This is a genomic window from Pseudomonas sp. NPDC087690, assembly GCF_044743175.1.
GTDB lineage: Bacteria > Pseudomonadota > Gammaproteobacteria > Pseudomonadales > Pseudomonadaceae > Aquipseudomonas.
Map to the genome: position 1 here is coordinate 59,334 of NZ_JBIUVX010000015.1, position 24,906 is coordinate 84,239.

The following is a 24,906-nucleotide window of genomic DNA, read 5'->3' on the forward strand; positions in this document are numbered from 1 at the left end:
ACGCTAGCCAAGCCAGTCGAGGGTCAGTATCAAACGACGTTGGCCCGCGGCCGGTTGTGGCGAACGGTGGATCAGACCGAAACCCTCATTTCCGTGCCATTTTTCGCCTTTCAACAGCGCGACATCGCCACTGCCGAGTTGCTGAATTTGCGCGTGGGGCTCAGCGTTGGCCTGCCCCAGTTGCTGGCGATCCATCACGCCTTCCTTGAGCCATTGGCTGCCGACGCCGGCGTACGTGGTGATCAGCCGAACGGGCACGTGATCGACATGGAAACGCGGACACATGGCTTTATCGAGCACCCGCAGGCGCAGGCCGATCCGCTTGGCTCCCAGCAAACAGGCAAAGGCGCTGACCAGCCATTTCAGGTCGGCAATAAAGCCTTCATAGCCTTCCAGATCACGGAAGCCTGAAGCCAACCCGGTCAGGTCCGGTTCGGCGTCCTCGCTCACCAACTCCAGGCATAACGATTCCGCCAAGGGTTCGTTGAGCGACAGCAATAACTGAGCGAATTCGCTGATGTGCAACGGCAGTTGCCGCTGCCACACGGCAAGGTTGGTGTCGTCGTCCAGAATTCGCGTCAACGTCTTTGGCGTCGGCCCTTGGTGCTGATAACGCGTGCGGTTTTGCAGCAGTTTGAGGGCTAGCATCAGGCAGCCTCTTCATGCCAAGGGCCGAACGGATCCACCAGCAATCGCCAACCCTCTACGCCGAGCGCCATTTCTTCATCGGTGAGCAGGCAGTCATCCAGTTCGTCGGAGAGCTGTAGGAAATCGATGTTTTGCCCGATGAAAATCAGCTCCTGGCGGCAGTCTCCTACGCTCGGCGTCCAGTTTTCCATGATCGCAGCAGTGCTTTCCTGATCCTGAGGCCACTGGTTCTTCGGCACGAAACGCCACCAGCGCCCTGCAAAACCGTGGCGCATCAAGCCGCCGGCCTGCGACCAGCTACCGGCATCTGTGGGCTTGCTCGCGAGCCAGAAGAAACCTTTGGAGCGCAGCAGCTTGCCGTTCAGCCATGGGCGATCGATGAAGTTGAAGAAACGTTGCGGATGAAACGGGCGGCGCGCACGGTAGGCCGTCGAGGCGATGCCGTATTCGTCGGTTTCCGGTACGTGCTCACCGCGCAACTCCTGCAGCCAGCCCGGTGCTTGCGCGGCTTTCTCGAAGTTGAAACGACCGGTATTGAGGATCTTCTCCAGCGGCACCTCGCCCATTACCATCGGAATGATTTCGGCTTGAGCGTTGAGGCGTTTGAGGATGGCGATCAACTCTTCACGCTCGGGCTGGCTGATCAGGTCGATCTTGCTGATCAACAGCACGTCGGCGAACTCGATCTGTTCGATCAACAGGTCGGTGATGGAGCGCTCGTCTTCCTCGCCAAGCATCTCGCCTCGGGAGGCGAGGCTTTCCGCCGCCTGGTAGTCCGGCAGGAAGTTCACACCGTCGACTACAGTAACCATGGTGTCGAGACGTGCGATGTCAGAGAGGCTTTGGCCGTGTTCATCGCGGAAGGTAAAGGTTTCTGCAACGGGCAGCGGTTCGGAAATCCCGGTGGATTCGATGAGCAAATAGTCGAAACGACCTTCACGGGCGAGTTTGCTGACTTCTTCGAGTAAGTCCTCACGTAACGTACAGCAGATACAGCCGTTGCTCATCTCGACGATTTTTTCGTCTGCGCGGTTCAAGCTGACATCGCGCTGAACTTCGCGGCTATCGATGTTGATCTCACTCATATCATTAACGATGACCGCTACACGAAGACCTTGGCGATTACGTAGTACGTAATTCAAAAGTGTACTTTTTCCGGCGCCCAAAAATCCTGAAAGTACGGTCACAGGCAATTCGGCTGACATTGGATAATCCTCTTGGAAAGGCAGCCGATTGGCGCTTTTACTAGCGCTTGGCGTTTATGCGCTTCTCACGAGGCTTCGCTGAAGGAAAACGCTGAAAATCGGCCCGCTCAGGCTTGGTTAAGTTTTATGTTATAGTATAACAGTATAAATAAACCAGCCCTTCCCTTGTCCTGAGCGACAAACCGCAGGAGGCTGAGCCAACTCCACCTCGGAAATCGTGATGAAAACTGCGCTGAAATGCTCCCTGCTGGGCCTCGGCATGTTGATGTTCGGCAATGCATGGGCGCAGCTACCGCCACTCGCGACCTGCACCCGCAGCGCCAACCTGCTCGCGTGTGTGGATGCCGATGGCAATGCATACAGCGTCAACACCGTCGGCACCACCCTTTACCTGCGTGGATTTGAAAAGAATGGTCAGCGTTATTGGGCGCAAACCAACAGCCGTTTCGGTCAACTGACGTTTTTCACGGGCATCGCTTCGGACGGTGAAGCCTGGGTTGGCTATACCCGACGCGTCGGCTGGACAACCATCAACCGCTTTTCGAGCTCGGGCGGCAGCAGCGCGAAGTTCACTTGTAGTCGCCTGACCGGATGCTAGACCCGCGCCATCTGCTGCTCCTGCTGCCAAGCCAGATAGCTGTCGATCGGTGGATTTTTTTCGAAATACCGCTGCAGACCTTCGAATAAGCCGTTTGCCACGGCTTGTTGATGTCGAGCAGTAACTAGTCGCTGACTGTCGCGCACGTTGGAAATGAAGCCGGTTTCCACCAGAATCGACGGTACGTCTGGCGACTTCAACACTGCAAATCCAGCTTGTTCCACGCGTTTCTGGTGCAGGGTGGTGATGCCAGCCAGACTTCCCAATACCGTGTTACCAAGCTGCAAACTCGCAGCAATTGTCGCGCTCATCGACATATCGAGGATCACCCCGGCAAGCATCGGATCCTTATCCTTGAGATTGAGCAGACTGGTAGCACCGAGCAGATCCGCGCCGTTTTCTCGTTGAGCCATAAAACGCGCCGTGGCCGATGTCGCGCCACCTTCAGACAGGCAATACACCGAGGCTCCCGAAGCTGTCAGCCGTGGCGCCGCGTCGGCATGCACCGAGATGAACATGTCCGCCTTGTGCTGACGGGCAATCTCCACACGCTTGCGCAGAGGGACAAAAAAGTCGTCATTGCGCACCAGTTTCACATCGAATCCTTTCTCTTTTTTCAGGCGCTTGGCGAGAAGCTGAGCGATGGCGAGCACCACATCCTTTTCTCGTTCGCCCTTGGCGCCGACTGCGCCAGGATCCTTTCCTCCATGCCCTGGGTCGACGACAACGATGATGTCGCGCTTCGGATGAATGCCGATTGTGGGTGTTTCACGTGGAACCATTGGCGCAGTCGTTGATGATTTTTCGTTGACCAGATCCAGAACCAAACGATGACTTTGGCCATCCTGCGGCGCCAAAAGGAAGCTGTTCGGCAGTACCGGATTGCTCAGATCGAGCACAATCCGCGTATCTCCTTGACCAAAGGGCCCGGATCGAATTGAACGAATGACTGTGCCATTAAGCGCCAAGTGACTGAAATCACCGTTCAAGCTTGCACCTGACACATCAATGATCAGCCGCTCTGGAGCACTGAGGGTGAAGATTTTGTAGTGCACGGGCCCAGTCAAATCGAAGACCAGTCGTAGCTTTTTATCTGAGCGCCAAAGTCGTGCGCTGCGAATTTGCGTGGCGCAAGCACTGAAGGGAAGAGCAAAAGCCGCGCTGGCCAGAATCAGGTTGAGCAAATGACGTCTGTGCATATGAAAGCCCGTTCATGAAAAAGGCATCGTGGTTTGAATTGTTATAATGTAACATCCAATTCAATTAACACGATGGTCCTGAACATGAATTCGCTGACACTCCCGGATATCGCCACGCAGTCCGCTCGCCAAGCCCTACCACTCGAATGGGTGGGCATGCATGGCATTGCATTGCCTGTTTTGTTGGAAGGCCAACGTTTGACTGCCAAGGCTGATGCGGGGGTTAGTCTTGATAACGGTGAGGCACGGGGCATTCATATGTCGCGACTTTATCTGGCATTGGAAGCGCTTGAACAACAGAGCCTTTCCCCTGCTCTACTGCACCAGGTCCTCAAGCGTTTTCTGGACAGCCATGAAGATCTATCCAACTGTGCCTATCTGAATATTCACACCGATCTGCTGCTCAAGAGACCTGCATTGATCAGTCCATTGGCGGGTTGGAAGTCCTACCCCGCGACCATTTCGGCCAGCCTGAAAAACAAGATGTTCCACGTGGAACTCAAAATCGAAGTGCCCTATTCCTCAACTTGCCCCTGCTCCGCTGCCTTGGCGCGACAGTTGATCCAGCAACAATTCATCGACGACTTCGCCAATAAAGACCTTCAACATGCGGCCGTTCTCGCTTGGCTCGGCTCCACTCAAGGCATCGTCGCTACGCCTCACAGCCAACGCAGCACCGCTGAGCTGCATCTACACCTCGACGAGTTCGTCGACGAATTACCACTGAGCGTAATCATCAATGACGCCGAAGCGGCACTCGGCACCGCCGTTCAAACCGCCGTGAAACGTGCGGATGAGCAAGCCTTCGCCCTCGTCAACGGGCAAAACCTGATGTTCTGCGAAGATGCCGCCCGCCGGTTAAATCTCGCACTTCGCCGCACACCCGGAGTTAATCAATTCCACCTGCGAGTGATCCACGCCGAAAGTCTGCACGCCCACGACGCCGTCGCCGAAAGCCATTGGCAGCGTGAGCAAGCATGATCCGCTGCCAATCCCTGAGCTGGGGCGCCCCGGGCCAACCGCTCACTGCCACCCTGAATCTTGAGTTAGAAAGCGGCAGCCTCACGGCCATCATCGGCGCGAACGGCTGCGGCAAGAGCAGTCTTTTGAAAGTCATTGCAGGGCTGCAAAAACCTTTGGCGGGCAGAGTCAGTCTGAGTGTTCCGCGCCAAAGCGGATTGTCATTCCTCCCCCAGCAACAGCATCTCGACCGCCAATTCCCCATCAGCCTTGAAGAGTTGATCGCTGCCGGTTTCTGGGGACGCCGACTCTCAACCCAACTGCGCGCACAACGCCTCAAAGACGCACTGGATAATTGGCACCTGAGCGGTCTCGAACGACGCCCACTCATGGCCATCTCAGGCGGCGAGTTACAACGCGCCCTGCTCGCTCGCTTGAGTCTGACCGACGCCCCCGTCCTGCTTCTCGACGAACCCCACGCCGCCCTCGACGAACTTGGCCAGCAACTGCTCTGGCAACACCTCCACGCCTGGCACAACGAAGGCCGAACACTCGTCGTCGTCTGCCACGACCTCGCTGCCGTGCGCCAACACATTCCACAAACCTTGCTGATCAAAAACCGCGAATGCGTGTACGGCGCCAGCGTTGAATTGATCCAGCAAACCTCACACACAAAGGTCGCCTGATGCTCGCCGCCGTCCACTTATGGCAACCGTTCAACGAGTTCGTGTTCATGCGCCGCGCCCTGCTGGGTGGTTTAGTATTGGCCTGCAGCACGGCGCCATTGGGTGTGTTTTTGATCCTGCGGCGGATGAGCCTGATTGGAGACGCAGTGGCCCACGGCATCCTCCCGGGCGCCGCATTGGGATTCTGGTTTGCTGGTCTGAGTCTCCCCGCACTGACATTCGGCGGTCTCGGCGCCGGCCTGAGCATGGCTGGTCTTGCTGCCTGGATTACCCGCCGCACCGGTCTGCGCGAAGACGCCAGCCTCGCTGCGATCTACCCGATCTCCCTCGCCAGCGGCGTGCTGATTCTGGGTATCGCCGGCAAACGCCTCGACCTTCTCCATCTGCTATTTGGCTCGGCATTGGCCGTCGACGGCCCGACGCTCACCGGCATGTTGTGGGTTTCGGGATTCAGTCTGATCGCCATGACGCTGATCTACAAACCACTGTTACTGGACACTCTCGACCCGCTGTTCCTGCGAACCGTCAGCCGCCTCGGCCCAATTGCCCACGGCGTATTCCTGACTTTGGTGGTGCTCAATCTGGTGATCGGTTTCCAGGCCATCGGCGCGCTGATGGTAGTTGGACTGATGATGCTCCCCGCTGCCGCTTCGCGATTCTGGAGCCGTCGTCTGCCGATGCTGATCGCTATTTCCACGGTCATCGGTTCTCTCTCGGTCTGGTTCGGCTTGCTGCTGTCGTTCTATTACTCGCTGCCAAGCGGTCCGGCCATCGTGCTGGTCGCGGGCGTGGGTTATCTGCTGTCGGTGGTGTTCGGGCCGGTTCACGGTTTGTTACGCCGCCCGCCTTTGCTCACATCCCAATGAGGTGTTTCCCGATGCGCGCTCTACTCGTGTTGTTCAGCTTGATGCTGTCGATGTCATTGTCGGCGGCGGAAAAATTACCGGTGGTGACCAGCTTCAGCATCCTCGCCGACATGGTGCATCAAGTCGGCGGTGAGCATATTCAGATCACCAACATGGTCGGCCCGGACGCTGACGCTCACACCTACGAGCCGACACCGGACGATGCCAAAGCGTTGCTTGGCGCAAAATTGATCATCAAGAACGGTCTCGGTTTCGAGCCCTGGCTGGATCGACTGGTGACCAGCACCGAGACCAAAGCCACCGTCATCAGTGCCAGCCATGGCGTGATTCCCCGATCACTGGATGAGGACGGCGAAACCGTTCCCGACCCGCACGCCTGGCACAACCTGGCGAATGCCGAGTTGTACGTCGCCAACATCACCAAGGCACTGACCGCTGCCGACCCGGCGAACAAGGCCGACTACGAACGTAACAGCAAAGCCTATCTGAAGCAGATCTACGCCTTGCTCGCCGAAGCCAAAACCAAACTCGGTTCGTTGCCACCGGGCAACCGCAAGATCGTCACCAGCCATGATGCGTTTGGTTACCTCGGTCAGGCCTATGGCATTGACTTCATGGCGCCCCAAGGTTTGTCCACCGAGCGCGAACCCTCGGCCGCCGAAGTCGCTGCGCTGATCACGCAGATTCGCCAGGCCAAGGTCAAAGCGGTGTTCATGGAAAACATCAAGGATGCGCGTCTGCTCAAACAGATTGCCGATGAAAGCGGAGCACACATCGGCGGTACGCTGTACTCGGATGCCCTCGCCACGAATGGTCCGGCCAGTACTTTCACTGGCCTGTTCGAATACAACCTCGACACCCTATACGACGCGCTGAGCCGACCATGATCCGCAAGAATCCTTCAGGCGATTTACCGCAAATTGCCGAGTCGGCCTACGTCGATAAAACCGCAATCATCTGCGGCAAAGTGGTGATTGGCGAGAACGTCTTCGTCGGCCCCTACGCAGTCATTCGCGCAGACGAAGTGGACGCCACGGGTGAAATGGAGCCGATCACCATTGGCGCCAATTCGAACATCCAGGACGGCGTGGTGATTCACTCCAAATCCGGCGCGGCAGTCACCATCGGCGAATTCACATCCATCGCGCACCGCTCGATCGTGCATGGCCCGTGCGTGGTCGGCGATCGCGTGTTCATCGGTTTCAACAGCGTGTTGTTCAACTGCGTGGTCGGTGACGGCTGTGTAGTGCGGCACAACTCGGTGGTCGACGGCCGGGATTTGCCCGACGCGTTTTACGTGCCCTCCACCACCCGCATCGGCCCGAACACCGACCTCTCGCAATTCCCGCCAGTGAGCGTCAGCGCCTCGGAGTTTTCCGAAGACGTGGCGCGCACCAATGTCGATCTGGTGCGTGGCTACAAAGCCTTGCAGAACGAGTTCTGAACCATGAGCAGCGTACTGATTCGCAACGCCAGGCTGATCAACGAAGGGTGCGAATTCGACGCTGATCTATTGGTCAGCAACGGGCGCGTCGTCAAGATCGCGCGCAGTATCGAAGGCGAAAACGCCACGGTGGAAATCGACGCGAAAGGCCAATGGCTGCTGCCGGGGATGATTGATGACCAGGTGCATTTTCGTGAGCCGGGTGCCCCGGCCAAGGGCAGCATTCACACCGAGTCGCGCGCGGCAGTTGCCGGCGGCATTACCAGTTTCATGGACATGCCCAACACCAACCCGGCCACTCTCACCCTCGAAGCATTGGCCGATAAAAAGCGCCGGGCGGCGATCAACTCAGTGGCCAATTACGGCTTTCACTTTGGCGTAAGTCGAGACAACCTCGACACGGTAGCCGCACTCAATCCGTGCGAAGTGGCCGGCGTGAAAGTGTTCATGGGCGCCTCGACCGGCAACATGCTGGTAGATGATCCGCAGATCCTTGAGCGACTGTTTGCCGGGGTGCCGACCATTCTGTTGGCTCACTGCGAACACACACCGAGCATCGACGCCAACGCCGCCAATCTGCGCGAGCTGTTCGGTGAGCGTATCCCGCCCGCCGCTCACCCGATGATCCGCAATGCCGAGGCGTGTTATCGCTCCTCTTCATTGGCGGTGGAACTCGCCAAACGTCACGGCACGCGCCTGCATGTATTGCACCTCACCACCGAGCGCGAATTGGCATTGTTCGAGGACAAACCGTTGGCGCAAAAACGCATTACCGCTGAAGTCTGCCTGCACCATTTGCTGTTCGATGATCGTGACTATCCAAGCCTCGGCAACCTGATCAAATGCAATCCGGCGATCAAGAGCCAAGCTGATCGCGATGCCCTGCGTGAAGCATTGAACAGCAACCGGCTGGATGTCATCGGCAGCGATCACGCGCCGCATACCCGGGAAGAAAAGCAGCGCCCTTATTCGCAGGCGCCTTCTGGGTTGCCACTGGTGCAGCATGCTTTGCCGGCATTAATGGAGCTGGTCGCAGACGGTGTTCTGCCAATCACGACGCTGGTGGCAAAGACCAGCCATCGCGTCGCGGATCTGTTTGCAATTCCGGATCGGGGTTATTTGCGCGAAGGGTATTGGGCGGATCTGGTGTTGGTCGAGCCGCAGACAATGAAAGTTGATCGGCAACCGATTCTGTCGCAGTGCGGATGGACGCCGTTTGCCGGGCGCAGCTTTCGGCATCGGGTGAGTGTGACAATTGTGTCGGGGCAGATTGCCTGGCGGGAGGGTCGGGTGAACGAGGGGTGTCGCGGGCTGGCGCTAAGATTTATGCGCTGATTCAAAAACCCTGTAGGAGCTGACGAGTGCAACGAGGCTGCGATCTTTTGATCTTGTTTTTACCATCAAGATCAAAGGATCGCAGCGTGCCGCAGCTCCTACAGGGGATGTTTTAGGCGCGGGGTTTAACGGCGCCGCAATCCTGGCCCAGCCAGACAGCACGGGTTTCCAGGCTGCCCTTCTGATTGATCCCGATCGCGTTGAACGTGCCGTTGGCCACGGTGGTGAACTCGCGATCACTGAGGAACGTCGCCACCCCGGTGCCCTGCGCTTTCGGGCAACTGAAGCGGAATTTCCACTGGTTGCCGGTGCGGTCGGTGATCTGCTGTTTGCAGCCCGATTGCGGATCGGCCAGCGGGATATCGTTGGTCGCCACCTGTTCAGGCGTCAGGCAGGCACGGATGCCCTTACCGCCGATATTGATCCCGTTCTTCTCCAGCGCTGCGCGCTGTTGCGGGGTCATCTGCCCTTGCAACTGACCGAGGATCGATTGCACATCCATCGGCTGGTCATCGACCTTGACGTTGCTCGATGTCATTTCCCACAGCCCCGGCTGCAGCATCTGCGCCTGCGCAACCACCGGTAATGCCAAACCCAGGCCCAGCGCCAAACCCAGCAGACGAACGTTCATCGAAAAAACTCCTGATCAGTAGTGGCCGTTAGACGTCGGCCGGTTGCTTCGGTTCATGCACCAATTAAATAGCGACATTCGCGACAGAACATGGTCTGTTAAGCATTGAATCTTCCGGAGCAAGGCTGCCCCATGGATTATTTTGGACCGCACATTTTCGGTTATCTGATCGCCCTGATACACACCCTCGGCTTGATCGCCGCCGTTCATGCGGTGCTCACCGTGCGCACAGCTCAAGGCTCGATCGCCTGGGCATTGTCGCTGATCTTCATTCCCTACCTCACGCTAATTCCGTACCTGGTGTTCGGTCGCAGCACCTTCGATGGCTACATCAAGGCACGGCGCCAGGCCAACGAACAAATGCGTCAGGCGATCTCAGAACTGAACTGGCGCCCATGGGTGGAAGAAGCCCTCACCGCGCGCGCCTCCAGTGCCTACGCCTCGTTACGCGCAATGCCCAAACTGGGGCGTATGCCGTGCCTGGCCAACAATGAAGTGCAGCTATTGGTGAACGGCACCGCCACGTTCGATGCGATTTTTCAGGCGATCGATCAGTCGAAAGAAGCCGTGCTGATCCAGTTTTTCATCATCCACGACGATCGACTTGGCCAACGCCTGCGCGATTTGCTGCTGAAGAAGGCCGCCGCAGGCGTCTCGATTCACTTGCTCTACGACGGCATCGGCAGCCACGCCCTGCCCCATAGTTATGTGCAGACACTGCGCGATGGCGGCGTCGAAGTGAAAGCCTTCGCTACACGCAGCGGCTGGCTCAATCGCTTTCAGGTCAATTTCCGTAATCACCGCAAAATCGTCGTGGTCGATGGCGTGGTGGGATTTGTCGGCGGGCATAACGTCGGCGACGAATACCTGGGCGAGAAACCACCGCTGGCACCGTGGCGCGATACCCACGTCAAAGTCCGTGGCCCGGTGGTGGCGTGCATGCAGGAGTCGTTCGCCGAAGACTGGTTCTGGGCCGCACGCACCCTGCCGCCGCTGATCCTGCCTGATGAATACCCTGACGACGGCGTGCTCTGCCAACTGCTTGCCAGCGGCCCGGCAGACGCCTACGAAACCTGCTCGCTGTTCTTCGTCGAGGCGATCCATGCGGCGACCGAACGGGTGTGGATCACCAGCCCGTATTTCATCCCCGATGAAGCGGTGTTCGCCGCGCTGAGACTGGCGGTACTGCGCGGCGTCGATGTGCGGTTGCTGCTGCCGTCGCGCCCCGATCACCGCATCGTTTATGCCGCCTCCAGCCTTTATGCCTTTGAAGCGGTGCGTGCAGGCGTGCGCGTGTTCCGCTATGAACCCGGGTTCCTGCATCAGAAAGTGGTGTTGATCGACAGCGAAATCAGCGCCATCGGCAGTGCCAATCTGGACAACCGCTCGTTCCGCCTGAACTTCGAAGTGATGCTGCTGACGGTCGACAGCGACTTCGCTGCCAGCGTGGAACAGATGCTCAATCAGGATTTCGAGCAAGCCTATGAAGTCGCCAAAGAAGAAAGCCGGGAGATCCACCGCCTGCAACAACTCGGCATGCGGATCGCCCGGCTGATTTCACCGATTCTCTGAACCCCCTCTCCCACACGGAGAGGGAAGCCGCTTATGGGTTATAGATGTCGTCCCGCGTCCATGGCAGTTCATGGCTGCCATCCGCGTGCGCCTTCACCGCGAGGATCTGGTGCAGATTGATCCAGCCGCGCGCAAACGCGTAGGCGCAACCAGCCAGGTACAAACGCCAGATGCGCAGGGCCTGATCCGGCACCAGTTTGCCCGCGGCTTCAAGGTTGTCCTCCAGCCGCTCGCTCCAGTGATCCAGCGTGCGCGCGTAGTGCACGCGCAGACTTTCGACGTCGACAATCTCCAGCCCCGCTTCGCTGATCTCCGCTGAAATCATCGACAGGTGCGGCAACTCGCCGTTGGGGAACACATACTTCTCGATGAATTCCCCGGCACCGCGTCCCACCGGACGGCCATCGGTGTGCTTGGCGGTGATGCCGTGGTTCATCACCAGCCCGCCCTCCTTCACCGCGCCGAACAGGGTCTTGCAGTACTCGGCCAGATTGGCGTGACCGACGTGTTCGAACATGCCGACGCTAACCACCTTGTCGAAGCGCCCGTCTTGGGGCAGATCACGATAGTCGAGCAGTTGCAGTTCGATCTGGTCTTCCAGGCCCTCGGCTTTGACTCGCTCGCGCGCCAGTTCCAGTTGTTCCTTGCTCAGGGTGATGCCGAAGACTTTCGCCCCGAACTCTCGCGCGGCATACCGCGCCAGCCCGCCCCAACCGCAACCGACATCCAACAGGTATTCGCCCGGCTGCAAACGCAGCTTGCGGCATAAATGGCGGAATTTGGCTTGTTGCGCCTGCTCGAGGGATTCGCTGCCCGTTTCGAAATACGCGCAGGAATACGCCATGTCGCTGTCCAGCCAGAGCTGGTAGAACGCGTTGGACAGGTCGTAGTGGTAGGAAATGGCTTTGGCGTCGGTTTCCTTGTCGTGCAAGGCCCGTACCGGCTGATTGTCGTCATCGTCGCCGAGCAACGCATTACTCAATTCGTCGCAGACCCGGATGACTTCGCTGATCGAGCCCTCCAGTTCAAGCTTGCCTTCGACGAATGCCGCTCCCAGCGCATCAAGGCTTGGGTGGGTGAACTGGGTGACCATCTGCGGGTCCTTGACCACGATGGTGACGCTGGGCGTCGGCCCCAGATTGAACTCATGGCCGTCCCAGAGTCGCAGGCGAAGCGGCAGCTGCAGATTCTGTAAGGCCGGTGGAAGTTGCGCGAGCATGGAAAATCCCCCTTGTTTCAGACCGTCAGATCTGAGGGTAGACCATCCTGGAAAAATAGCAGGCTATCGATTTGATTAGCCAAAACTATCGTTGCAGACGCTCCAGCAAGCCTTCCTGAAACTACTGTTTCAACCCGCTAACAGCTTGCAGCGGCGCGCCCTCACCCTAAATGACTGCTAACGCGGCGCACAGTTCAGCCAATGCAGCGTGGGGGTCGAAGAGTTCAAACGATTTCCTCCTTGAGCTTGAGCACCGGCTCCTGAAAACGCAGCAATCGCCCGGCGTTGCCGAGTACCAGCAACGTACTGAGGTTATGCAACAACGCAGCGATCATCGCCCCGGCAGCACCGAGCCAGCCAAATGCCGCAAACACGACGATCACCAGCGTCCAGCCCAGACCGATGATGACGTTGACCTGCAGCGTCCTCCGGCATTGACGGCTGAGGCGTACGCAGGTGCCGAGGCGGCGCAGGTCGCTGCCGATCAGCACAATGTCCGCCGAGGCCAGTGCGATGTCCGCCCCGCCCGCGCCCATTGCCACGCCGACCACGCCTGCCTTTAACGCCAGCGAGTCATTGATGCCGTCACCGACCACCATCGGCCGGAAGCCGTTGTCGATTTCCTTGAGCACCCGATTGAGTTTGTCTTCCGGCAAGGCTTGCGCTTCGACCTCGTGCAAACCGACGTCCCGTGCCAGCGACTGAGCCACGCTGTGCCGATCCCCCGTCAGCAACAGTTGTCGACCCAGCCCCAGTTCACGCAACTCAGCAAGGGCAAAGCGGGCTTCCGGTTTGACGCTATCGGCCAGCAGCAGCCAGGCCAGAAACTCACCGTTCAGGGCCAGTCCGGCAATCGGCCCGTCGTGTTCGGGCACCGTTGTGGTGGTGACGCCAAGTTGCGCGAACAGTTCCGGTCGCCCGAGCGCCGCTTCGCCCTGCCCGGTCATGGCAACGACACCGAGGCCCTGGCGCTCGTGAATGTCGGCTAAAGGCACACAGTGCTCCGGGCTGACCAACCCGACCAATGCGCGACTGACCGGATGACTGCTGGCCGCGCCGAGGCTGGCGGCCAGCGCCATCACGGTAGCGTTGTCCGCTTGAGCACTGTTGATCGATTGCAGGCGCAAAGTGCCGTAAGTCAGCGTGCCAGTCTTGTCGACCACCAGCGACGTGAGGTCAGCCAGTTCCTCAAGAAACGCCGAGCTGCGGATCAGAATCCCATGCCGCGCCGCGACCGCCACACCGGCAATCGCCGTGGCCGGTGCCGACAACACCAGCGCACACGGGCACGCCGCGACCAACACCGCGAGCATCGCTTGTGCGTCGTTGGTGACGAACCAGGTCACCGCAGCGAGCAGCAACACCAGCACCATGTAGCTACCGGCATAACGTTCGAGCAAACGGGTGATCGGCGGTTTCGAGCGTTCGGCGTTTTGCATCAGCGCGATGACTTTGCCCAGGGTCGATTCATCACCCGTGCGGGTCACTTCGATGCGCAGCAGGCCATCAAGGTTGATCGCACCGCCGAACACCGTCATGCCGACGCTCGCCTCGACGGGCACTGATTCGCCGGTAATCGAAGCCGTGTCGAGACTCGCCTGACCGGACAACACCCGCCCATCTGCCGGCACCCGATCACCTGCGCGCACCTCGACGCAATCGCCGGACTTCAGTGTGCCGTTGTCTACTTCGATGATCGAACCATCCGCCTGAACTCTGCGCGCGTGGCTGCGCGTCAGTTGGCCGAGCGCATGAATCGCCTCCTGCGAACCGATGACGCTGCGCTCTTCCAGCACGTGGCCGAAGATCATGATGATCGGCAACAGCGCCGCCGTCAGCAGATCGCCGGTCGCCCAGGCACCAAGCATGGCCAAAGCGATCAGTTGATCGGTGATGCCGTGCAGACTTGGATAGCGCAGGCTGTACCACGCCGAGCGCATTACCGGCACGGCGACTAATAAAGAAGCAAAACCCAGCAGCAATTGGCTGACACCGGTTTGCTCCGGCACCAGCCAACGCCAGATCAAACCCAGACCCAACAGGCCCAACGCAAGCATGGCGAGTGTCAGTTGCCGAGCGGCGCGGCGTTGTTCAGCCGAGGACAACAGGCTCGGTGCGGCGGTGGTCGCAGTCATTGACTGGCTCCCTGAATGATCAAACGGGAATCGTCTTTCGGATCGACCGTGGTCACAGATCCGGCCTGGCCGAGAATCTTCGGCATGCGCTCGCGATAAAGGCGCAGGAGCATTTGCGCATCGGTGCTGCTGGCCAGACTCGACACCGTGGCCGTATCAGCCGAGGCTTTGGCCAAGCGTTCACCGGCTTGCGCGTGAGCCACCTGCAGCGTGCGGTCGGCTTGTTCATTCGCCGCCTGAGTGAGTTTCTCGGCGTCGGTGCGCGCGTTGGCCACGGCTTTGTCGGCTTGCTGGCTGGCGGTCAACACTGCGTTGAACGCGCTTACGGCAGGGTCAGGCAGACTCGATTGCACATCGACCCGCGCCACTTCGATGCCGATGCCCTGCCCGCTCGCCTTCAACTCGGCGAGGCGTTTGTTGATGCCTTGCACCAGATCACCGCGCAACCTTTCACGGCGTTCCGCCGCTTGATTATCTGCGCCGATCAATTCCGGGCGAGCGACCAGAATGGTGTCCAGATCCCGTGCCGCCGTCAGTGCCACGGCGCTGCGGGTGACCAATCGATCCAGTGCTGGCAGCACATGATCGGCCTGCAGGACGAAGTCGTAAGGGTCGGTGACTTTGTAAAAGACCCGCACATCCAGTTGCACCACGCCGGCATCACCGGTCAATAAATAACCAGATCCGGCCAGCGCATCGCTCAACGGTGTGGCGAACGAAGCGACGCGATCAGCCTTCAGCGCCTCATCGCTGCGCAACAGGTTTTCCACTCGGCGTTCTATCACTCGATCCGCTGCTGGGAGCAAAACCACCTGTTCAAAGGGCTGCGGCCACGCCAACAGCAGACCGGCGTTTTGTACGCGATCGAGCGCGCCAAAATGCAAAACCACGGCGCGATTTTGCGGGTCGATTTGCCGCACATTAGAGAACGCCCAAGCCAGCGCGGCCAACACCGTTACTGCGTACAGGGCAAAAAATGCCAAACGACCAGCCTGAATCCAAGGGCGGTTCAGCGAATGTGTTCCACGTGGAACTTCTTCACTCATGGCTGCGATCCGGGTTTGCTGTCGAGTGTCGGCGGGCCGTCGACCAGCACGCGGAATGGCGCGGCGTCGGTGCGCAGAATTAGTTTGGTGTCTGGCGTGACAATGGTGCCGAGGGTGTCCAGCGAGCGCAGCAAGTTGTACAGCTGCGGAGAACTGGCGTAGGCACGGCCGTAAATCTGCGCGGCTTCAACGCGAGATTGCGCTTCGATTTCGGCAGCTTTCACCGTGGCATCGGCTTGCACAATTCGCGCATCGCGTTCGGCAGCGGAACGGATTTGTGCCGCCTCACGTTTGCCGATCGCCGTGCGTTCGGTGGCGATGGTTTCACGCTCGGCGCGCATGCGATCGACCGTGGCTGTGAGCGTCACTGACGGCAAGGTCAACCGTTCGATACCGACTTGCACAACACGTACGCCATAGGTCGCGAGCAATTGCTGATCGATCTGTTGGCGCAACTGCGCTTCGAAATCAGCGATGCGCACCTGGCTGGCATCGGTATTGACCAGGTTCGCCAAATCGAAACTGCTCGCCGTGGTTTCCAGTGCCGAGCCGACAAAGGTGCGAATCTGCCGTGCCGCTTCGTCAGGCTGGTTCTGCACCGCGCGCATAAAACGCTGCACGTTGTCCGGATCCCCCTGCACCTGCCACGCCACGTAAGCTTGAACGATGATGCGCAAACCGTCGCGGGTGCCGACATCCTGCAAGCCGCTGGACGTCGTACGCAGACGCAAATCGACCGGGATCGCCGCCTCGAACGGCGCCGGCCAGCGCCAGCTCAAACCCGGATCAAGCAGTACCCGCGACGGATTACCGAAGCGGGTAATGACCGTGGCCTCGCCGGAACGCACTTGCACCAGGCTCGCCGCTGCGATGGCGAACGCCACCAGCAACACCGCCCAGCCCATGCGCCGCCACGGGAAAGGCCCCGCCTCTTCCGGCGCGCCGTGGTGATGGTGCCCATGATGGTGATGATGTCCGCCGTGGCCATGATCGTGGCCGCTGTGATCATGCGATTCGTGTGTATGCGACTGGCTCAATGGGCGACTCCTGGTTGAGCGGTGGTGCGCGCGGGCGTCGGGTCAGCCGGCAGCGTGAAGGTCCGCAGGTCGATGGTTGGCGCATTGCTGCTGCCGCCGAGACGATGATCGAGTACCAGCAATTTGGCTTTGCTCAGGCCTTGGCTGAGCTGACCGAGGTATTGCTCCAGCACGAAGGCCTGACCGGCACTGGCGTAGGCTTTTTGTTCGGCGCTGAATTTCAGATCCGCCGCCTGCGCCGTGGCACTGGTTTCGCGGGCATTGGCGCTGGCCTGATCGCGAGCGAGGCTGGCCTGCAATTGCGCCTGATTACTGGCTTCGGCCGCTGCGCCACGCTCGCGGGAGATCAACGCCTGCGCGCCGATCTGCGCCGCCTGCACCGCGTGATAAGCATTGGCGGCACCGGCCGGCGGGTGAATGGCTTCGACGACCGTGGCGAGAATTTCCACGCCACTGTTGAGTTGCTGCAGATCACGTTGCACCGCACGACCAATCTCCTCGCCCAACCCTACCCGGTCTTCACCGAGCAAACCGTCGAGCGTGCGCGAAGCAAAGTCGTGCACCAGAATCCGGCTGGCGGTGCTGCGGATTAGTGTTGGTACATCGGCACTGTTGTAGGTTGCGGCCAGCGCCGCCTGATCAGTCAGGCCGATGCGATAGACGAAGCGCACGTCCATGTTGACGATCTGAAAGCTCTGCTGATCGCCACGGCTGCTGGCGATGACTTGCGACTTGTCATTGACGTGGCTGGCATCCCACAAGCGATTAGCGGTGAACGGCGCCGGGCCTTCAGCAGGATCGACTTGTGGCGGTACCGGATTTTCGCCGACGCTGGTTGCCAGTTCATGCACCACGCCGTTTTCGACGATCAACACGCGGCCCAGCGGCCACGGCAAACCCGTGTGCAACCCGGGGCCGAACACCTGCACCGGTTTGCCGAATCGCTCATAAATGCCGCGACCCTGCAGGGGGATTTCATGGATGCCGGTGAGCAACCAGCCCACTGCTGCGACAAACGCCAGTACCGGCAAAAATGCTCGGCGCATGTAACTGAACGCCCAGATCTGCCGCAAATCGATGCCAAAGCGGTTGTGCAATTCATGCTGCAACGCGAGCAAAGGTTGTGGCGGCCAGCGCAGCATATCGGCAACAAAACTGCGCGCCAGCAGGGTCGGTTCAAGCTGTTCGCGGCGCGGACTGAAGATAGAAAGAACGGCGCGCAATAGCAGCTCGATCGCTACCAGTCCCGGCAAGATACCCATCAAAACAGCGACACGAACCGGCCACACGGCGTTCTCACCGGCGAACAACAAACACAACGCACCGAGCACCAGACTGATGATCGCAACGCGCGTCAGTTGCGCCAATGCACCCGCTTCCGGCCATTGCGCAGGATTTTCCTGAGCGAGTTGGCGCTCCAGCACCAGCAAGCCGAACGCCAGCAGTAATGCCAGCGCCGCCCCCACCGTGGCGGACAATCCAACCGCAGCGGCAGGCAATGACAGGTTCCACACCTGTTCAATACTCAGCGACACCAGTACGGCCCAACCGCCCAACCACAGCGTCGCAGCACCGATCTGGCCGAGCACGTGCAAACTGCGCTGACTGAGACGATCCAAGAGCCGCTCGTACCAACCTTCAGGCGCAGACTGTTGATCTTCGCCAATCGGTGTCAGCCCGACAGGATTTATCACCCGCGCACGCCACTGCGTCACCCACCACGCCGATTGCAGCCCGGCGACCAGCACCAGCACCGCCGCGCTCTGATTGACCAACAGCGGCAGCCACAATGATTGCGGCGCAAACAACCCGACAAAAAACGCCAACATCCAGCCCGCCCCGGCCAATCCGCCAAGGGCAAACGCCCAGCGCCGCAGTCGTCTGCCCTGCGTGGCCGCCTGCTGAAAGCGCGGCAGTCCGGTCACTTGCGTGCCTTCTACCTCCAGATCAACTTGCATATCACCCCAATGTCTTTAGCTCGCTGTGCATAGCGTTACGATATAACGAAAAGCGTGAAATATTCGTACACAATTACGCGTATTCAAAGACGCTCAACCTGTCGCTTGCCTGAAGCCTTGACCGAAATGTCCGGGAGCGCACATATTACGTTCGTAATTTTTATCGACAGCTACTTTTAGCGATCCGCATCCATCAATCAGGAGCAAGCGCATGAGCAACTATGACGTAGTGATTCTGGGCGGCGGTCCCGGTGGTTATAACGCGGCGATTCGCGCCGGCCAGTTGGGCCTCAAGGCCGCCTGCGTGGAAGGCCGGGCGACCCTCGGCGGCACCTGCCTGAACGTCGGTTGCATGCCGTCCAAAGCCCTGTTGCATGCGTCAGAGCTGTACGACGCGGCCATGGGTGCAGAGTTCGCCAACCTCGGCATCGAGGTCAAACCGACGCTGAACCTCGCGCAAATGATGAAACAGAAAGACGAGAGCGTGAGCGGCCTGACCAAAGGCATCGAGTTTCTCTTTCGCAAGAACAAGGTCGACTGGATCAAGGGCTGGGGCCACATCGATGGGCCGGGCAAAGTCACGGTCACTGACGCTCAAGGCAGCAAAGTCGAGCTGACCGCCAAAGACATCATCATCGCCACTGGCTCCGAGCCCACTCCTCTGCCCGGCGTCGAGATCGACAACCAACGCATCCTCGACTCCACCGGCGCGCTGTCGCTGAGTGAGGTGCCCAAGCATCTGGTGGTGATCGGTGCCGGCGTGATCGGCCTGGAGTTGGGTTCGGTATGGCGCCGCCTCGGCGCGCAGGTGACCGTGGTCGAATACCTTGACCGCATCTGCCCCGGCGTCGATGGCGAGGCAGGCAAAACCCTGCAACGCTCGCTGAGCAAACAGGGCATCGCCTTCAGGTTGAGTTCGAAAGTCACCAGCGCAACAGCTTCGGCCAACGGCGTGCAGCTCAGCGTCGAGCCCGCAGCAGGCGGAACGGCTGAACTGATCGAAGCGGATTACGTGCTGGTGGCCATCGGTCGTCGCCCGTACACCCAAGGCTTGGGCCTGGAGAACGTCGGCTTGAGCACCGACAAGCGCGGGATGCTTGCCAACAAACAGCATCGCACCGAAACCGCTGGCGTCTGGGTGATCGGCGATGTGACGTCCGGGCCAATGCTTGCGCACAAGGCGGAAGATGAAGCGATGGCCTGCGTCGAGCAGATCCACGGCAAGGCCGGCGAGGTCAACTACGACCTGATCCCCAACGTCATCTATACCAAACCGGAGTTGGCCAGCGTCGGTAAAACCGAAGAGCAGCTCAAGGCCGAGGGCCGCGCGTATAAGGTCGGCAAGTTTCCGTTCACCGCCAACAGCCGGGCGAAGATCAACCATGAAACCGAGGGCTTTGCCAAAGTCCTCGCCGACGAGCGCACGGATGAAGTACTCGGCGTGCATCTTGTGGGACCGAGCGTGAGTGAAATGATTGGCGAATATTGTGTGGCGATGGAGTTCAGTGCGTCGGCGGAGGACATTGCGCTGACGTGCCACCCGCATCCGACACGCTCGGAAGCGTTGCGCCAGGCGGCGATGAATGTCGAGGGGATGGCGACGCAGATGTAGAAAATCAAAAGATTGCAGCCTTCGGCGGCTCCTACATGAAATGCGCCCCCCTGTAGGAGCTGCCGAAGGCTGCGATCTTTGCTTGTCAGGCCGGAAGATGTCCGAGCGGCAACGCCCCCGGCGTCTTCACCGTATGAATCGCAAAGTTGCTGCGAATGTCGCTCACCCCCGGCAACTTCAACAGGCAGCCACTGAGAAAGCGGTCATACGCGCGCAAATCCGGCACCACCACTTGCAGCAGAAAATCCGATTCACCCGACACCAGAAACGCTGAAATCACCTCCGGCAATGCCGTCACCGCTGCGTAAAAAGCCTCGGCCTGTTCATCGTTGTGGCGCTCGACCTTGACCCCGACAAACACCGTCAGCCCCAAACCGACTTCGTCACGATCCAGATTGGCCTGATAGCCGCGAATCACCCCCGCCTCTTCCAGCATCCGCACCCGGCGCAAACACGGTGAAGCCGACAAGCCGATTTCATCCGCCAGTTCGACGTTGCTCAGGCGCCCGTCCCGTTGCAGGGCGGCGAGGATTTTGCGGTCGAAGGCGTCCAGTTTCATGGTTGGCAGATCTCGATAGTATCGTGCGGAAAACCAGCAGGTTATGCCAAATCCAACGGCTTTTGAAGCCGACTACGCAAGCACCTGCCCTACCCTTCAGCCCTAGACTGGCCCTACCGAATCGACAACGAAAGGACTGAACCATGGCGAGTCTCTGGCTGTTTTTCCTGGCATTGGCGGTGGTTTTTCTGCTGCCCGGCCCAGACATGATCCTGCTCCTGCAAACCGGCGCGCGTCAGGGGCGCGGTGCGGCATTGGCCACCGCGATAGGGCTGGCGGTTGCCCGGGGCTGTCATGTGGCGTTAGCGGCGTTGGGGTTGGCGGCGTTGTTCAAAGCAGCGCCGTGGACGTTCGAAGTGGTGCGGCTGGCGGGGGCGGCGTATCTACTGTGGGTCGGCATTCAATGCCTGCGCAGCACACTGCTGCCGAACCTGACCACAGCCGATGTCGCCGATACCCATGACCAATGGCGCGAAGCGATCCGTCGCGGTTTGCTGACCAACCTTCTCAACCCCAAAGCCCTGCTGTTCTGCTCGGTGCTGCTGCCGCAGTTCATCGTCGCCAACGGCGCACCGGTGCTGAGCCAGTTTGCCCTGCTCGGCGCACTGCTGGTCGGCATCGGTCTGTTGTTCGATTGCGCTTACGCCTTGACCGGTGCCGCGCTGGGCCGTTGGCTGCAACACAGTCCAACGGCGCAACGGGTTCAACAATGGCTGTTCGGCAGCCTGTTGATCGGCTTTGCGGTGCGCCTGACCTTCGTCCAGCAGGCTTAGCCTTTACGGGCCTTGCGCTGGCGACGCGTGATCAATAGCAACGTAGCAGCGCTGACCAACACCATCGCGCCGATCTGCACTGGCCACTTGTACGGCCGTAGCGAGGAGCGCGCGGCATCGGTGACCTGGGTGACGTAGCGCTTATCGGCGTTTTCGAAATCCGGATACGGGCATTGATTACCGAAATCCACCGCCCACGGCACGAACGGGCCTTCCTTGACGTAACGCTGATACAGCGCACTTTGATCTTCCAGGCTGCTGTTCCAGCCCGCTGCGTTGCACAGCACGGCGGCAAACGCCTGACTGGTGTGCGGCAGGTTGTCGGCGGCGCGACTGGCGAGTTCGGTGGCGACAAAACGATAGTGATAACGCTGATCCGGTTTCGCTTCGCTGGCCTGCTGACGTTTTACTTCGGACTCAGAAACCAGCGGACCGACTTTCAGCTCGGCGCCTTCCAGTGAATAGTTGCCACCAAACGTGGCGTAGTCCGGCGCCATCTCGTAACCGAGAATGTCCATGCCCCACTCCCGCGCCGTCCACGCCGCGTTATACAGCGCACCGGCGCGTTTGGTCGGCCACCACGCCGAGTCGGCTTTCAAGCGTTGCTGACCGTAAAGCCGAGCCTTGTTTTGCAGGTCTGGATTATCGAAATAGCCGACCGCATCGGCGTAATGCCCTTCGCGCAGCAAGCGCCGACCGAGCAAATTGCGCAAGCTGGCAGCGACGGGCAACGGCACGTAGTTATCGCGCTCCTGCTGAGTCAGCGCAGGTGGCGCCGGCACGTTATCGTCGACGTATTTTTTCAGCTCATCGACGGTCAACACGCGCTCGGCCACCGTCGCTGCATCGAACCAGTAAGTGCTGTTGCTGCGATACAGCTGCACGAACGCTTGCAGGTATTCGCCGCGCTGCAGGGCGAGAATCGCGCTTTCACCTTCGACCCGGCATTTCGGCTGCAGGCTCTCGTAGGCCCAGTCCGGAGTGCGGCGATAACCCCAATCTTCTTTCTGCGGGAAAGCTTGCGCGGCTTTCGAGTAGGCAGCAGCAGCGCCATTTTTATCGCCGTCACGCACCGCCAGTTTCGCTCGCAGCCACCACGCGAGTCCGCCGTCGCCGGCGTTTTCGAGGAAGGCCTTGGCGCCCACGTAATCGCCCTGTTGATAACTCATCGCCGCCAGACGATCAGCATTTTCCAGGCTGCCACGGGTGCTGTTTTGCAGCAGCTTCACCAGTTTCTTTTCGTTCGGCGGTTCGTCGCCAAACGACCAGCCTTGGCGACTGACCAAGGACGCCGTGACCAGTTGCTGCACCGATTTGTGCTGAAGCAATTCGGCCAGTTCGGCCTCGGGCAATTCCGCCAGTTCATTCATCAATTGCTTGAGCGAGGTGTAACCCACGGCGGAACCGTGCAGATTCTGCGCTTCATACAATTCGATGGCGCCGTTCCAGTCGCCCGCAGCGCGCACCACCCGCGCTTCTTCGCCGAGACTGGCGACGCCCAATTCCAGCGGATCGCTGAAACCGTCGATGCTCAGTTGCCGGGCCTGACGGAACGCATCACGCGATCGCTCCAGCGCAACCACCTTATCTCCGGCCTCGCTGCTCATGGCGAACAACGTACGCCCGAGAGAATACGCAGCCCAAGTGCTGCGCAACGGACGCTGATCAGCAGGCAGCGCCAGCAGCTTGTTGAAATATTCGACGGCGAGTTGATGATTGCCCGTGGCAAACGCGACTGCGCCGGCCACGTACAAACGGACTTCCGCCGGCAGGCTCGCGCCCTGCACCTCGACCTGATGCGCATCGGTCAGCCCGCGCAGTTGCTTGACCAGCACTTGCTGCTCGGTGCTCAAACCCAGCTGTTCAGCTTTCTCCCGCGCCTCGGCAGCTTCGTTTTCTTCGCCGTACATATCGTTGGGATTGTGCGTCGCAGCCGTAACGTTCTTCAGCCCGGCAATGGCTTTGCCGAGGCGACTGAGTTCGAAATTGAAGTTGCCCTCCGGCAGATCGGCCAGGGTTTGCCCGCGATTGTCGAGCAGGCGCATCGGGAAGTCGGGGCCGCAGGCCAGCGCCGACCCCAGCGGCACGCAGAGGCTCAGACAGAGCAGATGGCGGGGCCAGTTACGGGTCAACATGCGAACCTCCTTGATCAATATGTGCACAGCGCGCCCAACCGATGGCGCGTTGCCCGCCCGCCGGCAAGCGGCCGTCGCGCAGGCGGGTGAAGGTAAGCAGATCCGGGCCTTGTTGCAATGCATAACCGGCGAGCGCATCGGCGCCTTCACAGCTTTTCGCCTTCAACGTTATTTTCGCCGGCCAGGCACTGTCGAGGTTACCGGGGTTGTCGAGTTTGATGTCGTAGAGACCGTTGTGTTCGCTGAATGTCACGCCGAGCCGGCTGACCAATTGTTCGCCCCGTGCCACGGCGCGCAACGTGGTCAGGCTCCAGGCGCGACGATCATTGGCCAGCGGCAGGCGAAACCAGATCAACCCGGCCAGATGCGCTGGCGGCTCGTTTCGCAAGGTCTTGCCCAGTTGCCGCAATTGCAGGGGATCGGCGAGCAGCTCCCGACGCTCGCCACCGCGCTCGAGCTGCACTTCGCTTTCCACCAGCGGCGCCCCCCCGTCATCCGGCAACAGCGCCACACCGTAGGCCGGCAGCGCGAGATAAAACGGTTTATCGGTGATTCGCGCCCAGGCCTTGGCCCACTTCAACGCCTGATCAGGATCAAACAGGCCCCGGCGCGGATCGCTGACGGCGTGGACTTGCAGCACGCTGCTGTCGACGGTTTGCAGAAGTGCAGGCAGTTGCGCACTGTCGAGCCAGGCCGGCAGTGCAGTGATGCTCAGTGGCAGGGTCGTCGGCAATGCCGAGCGCAGATGTTTGAGGAATTCGGCGTAATCCGGCAAACGGGCGTTACCGGCATCGTGATCGATTTCGACGCCACTCAGCGTCAGACCCTGGGCCTGCCAATCGGCGAGCAGTTGAAGGATGTGCGTGGTGAGTTGATCCTGATCCAGCGACTTGAGCTGGCCGTCGAGACGGATCACCGCAATCAGCGGACGGCCATCGGCTTTCAATAGCGGTGCGTCTATCAGCGCCCTGCTCCATCCGGCATTCGGGAAGGCTTGCAGCGCGAGCACGCGCAGTGTCGAGAAGTCAGCATGGCTGTCGCGCAATGCGGCCTCATGGGCCGGCATCCATTGGCGTTGCCAGATGTAGAGTTGTTGGTCGAGGGGTGGCGCGTCGTGCTGCTCGCAACCCGAAAGCAACAATCCCAAAAGCAGCCCGACAATAAAGCGCATACCTTCCAAACCCCTGACACCACCAGGCTGCAAGGTTACACAAAAACCCCGTAGGAGCTGTTGAGTGAAACGAGGCTGCGATCGTTTGATCTTGTTTATAGAATCAAGCCAAAAGAT

General features: G+C 59.8%; 22 protein-coding genes. 10 read left to right on the forward strand and 12 right to left on the reverse strand.

The genetic code is table 11. The features are described from left to right. Positions 1-3 precede the first annotated feature (3 nt). Positions 4-648, reverse strand: a complete 645-nt coding sequence (locus ACIPIZ_RS16465) for a DUF1826 domain-containing protein (RefSeq protein ID WP_401166104.1) — start codon at positions 646-648, stop codon at positions 4-6. Beyond that, entirely contained in the window at positions 648-1,853 is a 1,206-nt protein-coding gene (zigA, locus tag ACIPIZ_RS16470) for a zinc metallochaperone GTPase ZigA (protein WP_401166106.1), read from the reverse strand. The genes ACIPIZ_RS16465 and zigA overlap by 1 nt, the downstream gene beginning before the upstream one ends. 220 nt (positions 1,854-2,073) lie before the next feature. On the opposite strand from zigA, the gene ACIPIZ_RS16475 reads away from it, so the two are divergent. Continuing rightward, on the forward strand, positions 2,074-2,451 hold the full coding sequence (locus ACIPIZ_RS16475) for a glutamine synthetase (protein ID WP_122660281.1): 378 nt from the start codon (positions 2,074-2,076) through the stop codon (positions 2,449-2,451). On the opposite strand, the gene ACIPIZ_RS16480 is transcribed toward ACIPIZ_RS16475, so the two are convergent. Continuing rightward, the gene (locus ACIPIZ_RS16480) at positions 2,448-3,650 is read right to left on the reverse strand and encodes an N-acetylmuramoyl-L-alanine amidase (RefSeq protein ID WP_150647498.1); all 1,203 of its coding nucleotides are present in this window, start codon (positions 3,648-3,650) and stop codon (positions 2,448-2,450) included. The genes ACIPIZ_RS16475 and ACIPIZ_RS16480 overlap by 4 nt on opposite strands. 84 nt (positions 3,651-3,734) lie before the next feature. Between ACIPIZ_RS16480 and folE2 the strand changes: the two genes are divergently transcribed. The 6 genes from folE2 to ACIPIZ_RS16510 are packed head-to-tail and all read left to right on the forward strand — an operon-like array spanning position 3,735 to position 8,941. Then, positions 3,735-4,631 (forward strand): GTP cyclohydrolase FolE2, encoded by an 897-nt coding sequence (gene folE2 / locus ACIPIZ_RS16485; protein ID WP_401166109.1) that lies wholly within the window; start codon positions 3,735-3,737, stop codon positions 4,629-4,631. Further along, positions 4,628-5,296: a metal ABC transporter ATP-binding protein gene (locus ACIPIZ_RS16490; protein WP_401166111.1), complete on the forward strand. Its 669-nt coding sequence runs from the start codon at positions 4,628-4,630 to the stop codon at positions 5,294-5,296. Before folE2 ends, ACIPIZ_RS16490 begins: the two co-directional genes overlap by 4 nt. Then, entirely contained in the window at positions 5,296-6,162 is an 867-nt protein-coding gene (locus ACIPIZ_RS16495) for a metal ABC transporter permease (protein ID WP_064389643.1), read from the forward strand. The genes ACIPIZ_RS16490 and ACIPIZ_RS16495 overlap by 1 nt, the downstream gene beginning before the upstream one ends. Before the next feature lie 11 nt (positions 6,163-6,173). After that, the gene (locus ACIPIZ_RS16500) at positions 6,174-7,049 is read left to right on the forward strand and encodes a metal ABC transporter substrate-binding protein (protein WP_064389644.1); all 876 of its coding nucleotides are present in this window, start codon (positions 6,174-6,176) and stop codon (positions 7,047-7,049) included. Next, entirely contained in the window at positions 7,046-7,606 is a 561-nt protein-coding gene (locus tag ACIPIZ_RS16505; protein WP_105704718.1) for a DapH/DapD/GlmU-related protein, read from the forward strand. The genes ACIPIZ_RS16500 and ACIPIZ_RS16505 overlap by 4 nt, the downstream gene beginning before the upstream one ends. A gap of 3 nt (positions 7,607-7,609) precedes the next feature. After that, positions 7,610-8,941 carry a dihydroorotase gene (locus tag ACIPIZ_RS16510; protein WP_401166113.1) on the forward strand — a complete coding sequence of 444 codons (1,332 nt, stop codon included), beginning with the start codon at positions 7,610-7,612 and terminating at the stop codon, positions 8,939-8,941. Between the two features lie 112 nt (positions 8,942-9,053). Here the strand turns inward: ACIPIZ_RS16510 and ACIPIZ_RS16515 are convergent, their stop codons facing one another. Next, complete coding sequence (locus ACIPIZ_RS16515) at positions 9,054-9,572, reverse strand: DUF3617 domain-containing protein (protein ID WP_034152149.1); 519 nt, start codon at positions 9,570-9,572, stop codon at positions 9,054-9,056. A gap of 132 nt (positions 9,573-9,704) precedes the next feature. On the opposite strand from ACIPIZ_RS16515, the gene cls reads away from it, so the two are divergent. Further along, positions 9,705-11,144, forward strand: coding sequence for a cardiolipin synthase (gene cls / locus ACIPIZ_RS16520; RefSeq protein WP_401166115.1), 1,440 nt, complete (start codon positions 9,705-9,707; stop codon positions 11,142-11,144). A gap of 31 nt (positions 11,145-11,175) precedes the next feature. Here cls and cfaB read toward each other — a convergent pair whose 3' ends face one another. The 5 genes from cfaB to hflK (ACIPIZ_RS16545) all read right to left on the reverse strand — a co-directional run bounded on the left by cfaB (position 11,176) and on the right by hflK (ACIPIZ_RS16545) (position 18,539). After that, a complete protein-coding gene (gene cfaB / locus ACIPIZ_RS16525) occupies positions 11,176-12,363 on the reverse strand; it encodes a C17 cyclopropane fatty acid synthase CfaB (RefSeq protein WP_253481255.1) in 1,188 nt (395 codons plus the stop codon). Between the two features lie 224 nt (positions 12,364-12,587). Next, complete coding sequence (locus tag ACIPIZ_RS16530) at positions 12,588-14,498, reverse strand: heavy metal translocating P-type ATPase (RefSeq protein WP_401166118.1); 1,911 nt, start codon at positions 14,496-14,498, stop codon at positions 12,588-12,590. Beyond that, entirely contained in the window at positions 14,495-15,544 is a 1,050-nt protein-coding gene (hflK, locus tag ACIPIZ_RS16535) for a protease modulator HflK (RefSeq protein ID WP_122855340.1), read from the reverse strand. The genes ACIPIZ_RS16530 and hflK (ACIPIZ_RS16535) overlap by 4 nt, the downstream gene beginning before the upstream one ends. Then, positions 15,541-16,581 (reverse strand): protease modulator HflC, encoded by a 1,041-nt coding sequence (gene hflC, locus ACIPIZ_RS16540; protein WP_122660294.1) that lies wholly within the window; start codon positions 16,579-16,581, stop codon positions 15,541-15,543. Before hflC ends, hflK (ACIPIZ_RS16535) begins: the two co-directional genes overlap by 4 nt. Next, positions 16,578-18,539: a protease modulator HflK gene (gene hflK / locus ACIPIZ_RS16545; protein ID WP_122855341.1), complete on the reverse strand. Its 1,962-nt coding sequence runs from the start codon at positions 18,537-18,539 to the stop codon at positions 16,578-16,580. Before hflK (ACIPIZ_RS16545) ends, hflC begins: the two co-directional genes overlap by 4 nt. A gap of 211 nt (positions 18,540-18,750) precedes the next feature. Here hflK (ACIPIZ_RS16545) and lpdA point away from each other — a divergent pair, with 211 nt between their 5' ends. Then, positions 18,751-20,151 (forward strand): dihydrolipoyl dehydrogenase, encoded by a 1,401-nt coding sequence (gene lpdA, locus ACIPIZ_RS16550; RefSeq protein WP_401166121.1) that lies wholly within the window; start codon positions 18,751-18,753, stop codon positions 20,149-20,151. A gap of 85 nt (positions 20,152-20,236) precedes the next feature. Here the strand turns inward: lpdA and ACIPIZ_RS16555 are convergent, their stop codons facing one another. Further along, on the reverse strand, positions 20,237-20,710 hold the full coding sequence (locus ACIPIZ_RS16555) for an Lrp/AsnC family transcriptional regulator (protein ID WP_053125245.1): 474 nt from the start codon (positions 20,708-20,710) through the stop codon (positions 20,237-20,239). 143 nt (positions 20,711-20,853) lie between these two features. On the opposite strand from ACIPIZ_RS16555, the gene ACIPIZ_RS16560 reads away from it, so the two are divergent. Then, complete coding sequence (locus ACIPIZ_RS16560) at positions 20,854-21,483, forward strand: LysE family translocator (RefSeq protein WP_401166123.1); 630 nt, start codon at positions 20,854-20,856, stop codon at positions 21,481-21,483. On the opposite strand, the gene ACIPIZ_RS16565 is transcribed toward ACIPIZ_RS16560, so the two are convergent. Next, on the reverse strand, positions 21,480-23,618 hold the full coding sequence (locus tag ACIPIZ_RS16565; RefSeq protein WP_401166125.1) for a hypothetical protein: 2,139 nt from the start codon (positions 23,616-23,618) through the stop codon (positions 21,480-21,482). The two genes, ACIPIZ_RS16560 and ACIPIZ_RS16565, sit on opposite strands and share 4 nt — an antisense overlap. Then, positions 23,605-24,789 (reverse strand): DUF3142 domain-containing protein, encoded by a 1,185-nt coding sequence (locus ACIPIZ_RS16570; RefSeq protein WP_122660298.1) that lies wholly within the window; start codon positions 24,787-24,789, stop codon positions 23,605-23,607. Before ACIPIZ_RS16570 ends, ACIPIZ_RS16565 begins: the two co-directional genes overlap by 14 nt. Positions 24,790-24,906 lie beyond the last annotated feature (117 nt).

Coding starts and splice junctions, on each gene's coding strand:
- ACIPIZ_RS16510 (WP_401166113.1), top strand. CDS start 7,610: ATGAGCAGCGTACTGATTCGCAACGCCAGGCTGATCAACGAAGGGTGC.
- ACIPIZ_RS16505 (WP_105704718.1), top strand. CDS start 7,046: ATGATCCGCAAGAATCCTTCAGGCGATTTACCGCAAATTGCCGAGTCG.
- ACIPIZ_RS16530 (WP_401166118.1), bottom strand. CDS start 14,498: ATGACTGCGACCACCGCCGCACCGAGCCTGTTGTCCTCGGCTGAACAA.
- ACIPIZ_RS16480 (WP_150647498.1), bottom strand. CDS start 3,650: ATGCACAGACGTCATTTGCTCAACCTGATTCTGGCCAGCGCGGCTTTT.
- ACIPIZ_RS16500 (WP_064389644.1), top strand. CDS start 6,174: ATGCGCGCTCTACTCGTGTTGTTCAGCTTGATGCTGTCGATGTCATTG.
- cls (WP_401166115.1), top strand. CDS start 9,705: ATGGATTATTTTGGACCGCACATTTTCGGTTATCTGATCGCCCTGATA.
- ACIPIZ_RS16465 (WP_401166104.1), bottom strand. CDS start 648: ATGCTAGCCCTCAAACTGCTGCAAAACCGCACGCGTTATCAGCACCAA.
- ACIPIZ_RS16475 (WP_122660281.1), top strand. CDS start 2,074: ATGAAAACTGCGCTGAAATGCTCCCTGCTGGGCCTCGGCATGTTGATG.
- cfaB (WP_253481255.1), bottom strand. CDS start 12,363: ATGCTCGCGCAACTTCCACCGGCCTTACAGAATCTGCAGCTGCCGCTT.
- ACIPIZ_RS16560 (WP_401166123.1), top strand. CDS start 20,854: ATGGCGAGTCTCTGGCTGTTTTTCCTGGCATTGGCGGTGGTTTTTCTG.
- ACIPIZ_RS16515 (WP_034152149.1), bottom strand. CDS start 9,572: ATGAACGTTCGTCTGCTGGGTTTGGCGCTGGGCCTGGGTTTGGCATTA.
- ACIPIZ_RS16495 (WP_064389643.1), top strand. CDS start 5,296: ATGCTCGCCGCCGTCCACTTATGGCAACCGTTCAACGAGTTCGTGTTC.
- ACIPIZ_RS16555 (WP_053125245.1), bottom strand. CDS start 20,710: ATGAAACTGGACGCCTTCGACCGCAAAATCCTCGCCGCCCTGCAACGG.
- lpdA (WP_401166121.1), top strand. CDS start 18,751: ATGAGCAACTATGACGTAGTGATTCTGGGCGGCGGTCCCGGTGGTTAT.
- ACIPIZ_RS16565 (WP_401166125.1), bottom strand. CDS start 23,618: ATGTTGACCCGTAACTGGCCCCGCCATCTGCTCTGTCTGAGCCTCTGC.
- zigA (WP_401166106.1), bottom strand. CDS start 1,853: ATGTCAGCCGAATTGCCTGTGACCGTACTTTCAGGATTTTTGGGCGCC.
- ACIPIZ_RS16490 (WP_401166111.1), top strand. CDS start 4,628: ATGATCCGCTGCCAATCCCTGAGCTGGGGCGCCCCGGGCCAACCGCTC.
- folE2 (WP_401166109.1), top strand. CDS start 3,735: ATGAATTCGCTGACACTCCCGGATATCGCCACGCAGTCCGCTCGCCAA.
- hflK (WP_122855341.1), bottom strand. CDS start 18,539: ATGCAAGTTGATCTGGAGGTAGAAGGCACGCAAGTGACCGGACTGCCG.
- hflK (WP_122855340.1), bottom strand. CDS start 15,544: ATGAGTGAAGAAGTTCCACGTGGAACACATTCGCTGAACCGCCCTTGG.
- ACIPIZ_RS16570 (WP_122660298.1), bottom strand. CDS start 24,789: ATGCGCTTTATTGTCGGGCTGCTTTTGGGATTGTTGCTTTCGGGTTGC.